This window comes from Pseudoxanthomonas sp. SGNA-20, from assembly GCF_003931635.1.
Lineage (GTDB): Bacteria > Pseudomonadota > Gammaproteobacteria > Xanthomonadales > Xanthomonadaceae > Pseudoxanthomonas.
The window spans coordinates 2,501-5,817 of sequence record NZ_RRYK01000018.1 but is presented as its reverse complement, the minus strand read 5'-3'; the positions used below and the strand labels follow the sequence as shown (position 1 = coordinate 5,817).

General features: G+C 56.4%; 1 tRNA gene and 2 rRNA genes (1 of these 3 cut by a window edge). All 3 read right to left on the bottom strand.

Features of this window, described 5'->3' with window-relative positions:
* Positions 1–72: 72 nt before the first annotated feature.
* A tRNA-Met gene (locus EIM48_RS15190) sits at positions 73–149 on the bottom strand.
* 113 nt (positions 150–262) lie between these two features.
* Positions 263–376, bottom strand: a 5S ribosomal RNA gene (rrf, locus tag EIM48_RS15185).
* 123 nt (positions 377–499) lie between these two features.
* Positions 500–3,317: ribosomal RNA gene (locus tag EIM48_RS15180) — 23S ribosomal RNA — on the bottom strand; it runs 56 nt beyond the window's last position.

Sequence of the window (3,317 nt, the reverse complement as noted above, 5' to 3'; positions counted from 1 at the left end):
ATCACGAATCCCCAATCCCCAATCCCCCAAACGCAAAACGGCGACCCAAGGGTCGCCGTTTGCGTTGTGCATTGGTAGCGGGGGCAGGATTTGAACCTGCGACCTTCGGGTTATGAGCCCGACGAGCTGCCAGACTGCTCCACCCCGCACCGGGGTAACTGGCGGCCGGTGCAGGCCTGGGGCCTGGTGCCGGCGGCGGACACGGGGGTGTCCGGCAAAAGAAGAAGCCCCCAGCGTTTGGCTGGGGGCTTCCGGGATAAAACCCTGGCGATGACCTACTCTCGCATGGGAGACCCACACTACCATCGGCGCTGTTGCGTTTCACTTCCGAGTTCGGGATGGGATCGGGTGGTTCCACAACGCTAATTTCACCAGGGAGACGGTTGGAGCGTGCAGGCGTCCGTGAGGTGGAGCCGCACCGTCTCGCGTAGGGACTTGGGATGTAGTGAGCGGCGGATGGCTATCGACTGTCGTCGAGTCCAAGGCCACTTGAGGTTATATGGTCAAGCCGCACGGATCATTAGTACTGGTTAGCTCAACGCATTGCTGCGCTTACACACCCAGCCTATCAACCACCTGGTCTTGATGGTTCCTTCAGGGGACTTGTGTCCCGGGAGATCTCATCTTGAGGCGCGCTTCCCGCTTAGATGCTTTCAGCGGTTATCGCTTCCGAACATAGCTACCCGGCAGTGCCACTGGCGTGACAACCGGAACACCAGAGGTTCGTCCACTCCGGTCCTCTCGTACTAGGAGCAGCCCCTCTCAAATCTCCAACGCCCATGGCAGATAGGGACCGAACTGTCTCACGACGTTCTGAACCCAGCTCGCGTACCACTTTAAATGGCGAACAGCCATACCCTTGGGACCGACTACAGCCCCAGGATGTGATGAGCCGACATCGAGGTGCCAAACACCGCCGTCGATATGAACTCTTGGGCGGTATCAGCCTGTTATCCCCGGAGTACCTTTTATCCGTTGAGCGATGGCCCTTCCATACAGAACCACCGGATCACTAAGTCCTACTTTCGTACCTGCTTGATCCGTCGATCTTGCAGTCAAGCACGCTTATGCCTTTGCACACAGTGCGCGATGTCCGACCGCGCTGAGCGTACCTTCGAGCTCCTCCGTTACTCTTTAGGAGGAGACCGCCCCAGTCAAACTACCCACCATACACGGTCCCCGACCCGGATTACGGGCCCAGGTTAGAACGTCAAGCACATCAGGGTGGTATTTCAAGGATGGCTCCATGCCAGCTGGCGCCGACACTTCATAGCCTCCCACCTATCCTACACAGACGAACTCAACGTTCAGTGTAAAGCTATAGTAAAGGTTCACGGGGTCTTTCCGTCTTGCCACGGGAACGCTGCATCTTCACAGCGATTTCAATTTCACTGAGTCTCGGGTGGAGACAGCGCCGCTGTCGTTACGCCATTCGTGCAGGTCGGAACTTACCCGACAAGGAATTTCGCTACCTTAGGACCGTTATAGTTACGGCCGCCGTTTACCGGGGCTTCGATCAAGAGCTTCGCCTTGCGGCTGACCCCATCAATTAACCTTCCGGCACCGGGCAGGCGTCACACCCTATACGTCCACTTTCGTGTTTGCAGAGTGCTGTGTTTTTGATAAACAGTCGCAGCGGCCTGGTCACTTCGGCCTCCCTCAGCTATAGCCCGCATGGGCCACCAAAGGAGGCGCACCTTCTCCCGAAGTTACGGTGCCATGTTGCCTAGTTCCTTCACCCGAGTTCTCTCAAGCGCCTGAGAATTCTCATCCTACCCACCTGTGTCGGTTTTCGGTACGGTCTGCGTGAGCTGAAGCTTAGGGGCTTTTCCTGGAAGCGTGGTATCAGTCACTTCGCCCTAAAGGGCTCGTCTCGGTGCTCGGTGTTGACCTCCCGGATTTGCCTAAGAGATCCACCTACCGCCTTTCCCCGGGACAACCAACGCCCGGTAGACCTAACCTTCTCCGTCCCCCCATCGCACTCACGCGAGGTACTGGAATATTAACCAGTTTCCCATCGACTACGGCTTTCGCCCTCGCCTTAGGGGCCGACTCACCCTGCGCCGATTAACGTTGCGCAAGGAAACCTTGGGCTTTCGGCGTGCGGGCTTTTCACCCGCATTATCGTTACTCATGTCAGCATTCGCACTTCCGATACCTCCAGCAGGCCTCTCGACCCACCTTCGCAGGCTTACGGAACGCTCCTCTACCGCGCACACAAAGTGTGCACCCCAAGCTTCGGTTTACCGCTTAGCCCCGTTAAATCTTCCGCGCAGACCGACTCGACCAGTGAGCTATTACGCTTTCTTTAAAGGGTGGCTGCTTCTAAGCCAACCTCCTGGCTGTCTGTGCCTTTCCACATCGTTTCCCACTTAGCGGTAATTTGGGACCTTAGCTGTGGGTCTGGGTTGTTTCCCTTTTCACGACGGACGTTAGCACCCGCCGTGTGTCTCCCATACAGTCCGTCTCGGTATTCGGAGTTTGCAATGGTTTGGTAAGTCGCGATGACCCCCTAGCCATAACAGTGCTCTACCCCCGAGAGGATACATATGAGGCGCTACCTAAATAGCTTTCGAGGAGAACCAGCTATCTCCGGGTTCGATTAGCTTTTCACTCCTAATCACACCTCATCCCCTACCTTTGCAACGGGAGTGGGTTCGGGCCTCCAGTGCGTGTTACCGCACCTTCACCCTGGGCATGACTAGATCACCCGGTTTCGGGTCTACAGCCCGCGACTATGCGCCCTATTCAGACTCGGTTTCCCTTCGCCTCCCCTATACGGTTAAGCTTGCCACGAACTGTAAGTCGCTGACCCATTATACAAAAGGTACGCAGTCACCCTTGCGGGCTCCTACTGCTTGTACGCACACGGTTTCAGGGTCTATTTCACTCCCCTCTCCGGGGTTCTTTTCGCCTTTCCCTCACGGTACTGGTTCACTATCGGTCGGTCAGGAGTATTTAGCCTTGGAGGATGGTCCCCCCATGTTCAGACAGGGTTTCTCGTGCCCCGCCCTACTCGTCTTCACTGGCATGGCCCTTTCGAATACAGGGCTATCACCTTCTATGGCCGACCTTTCCAGGTCGTTTTTCTAGAACCATGCCAGCTTAAGGGCTAGTCCCCGTTCGCTCGTCACTACTGAGGGAATCTCGGTTGATTTCTTTTCCTCCGGTTACTTAGATATTTCAGTTCACCGGGTTCGCCTCCAGCACCTATGGATTCAGTGCAGGATACTGCCGAAGCAGTGGGTTTCCCCATTCGGACATCGCGGGATCAATGCTTGTTGCCAGCTCCCCCACGCTTTTCGCAGGCTGCCACG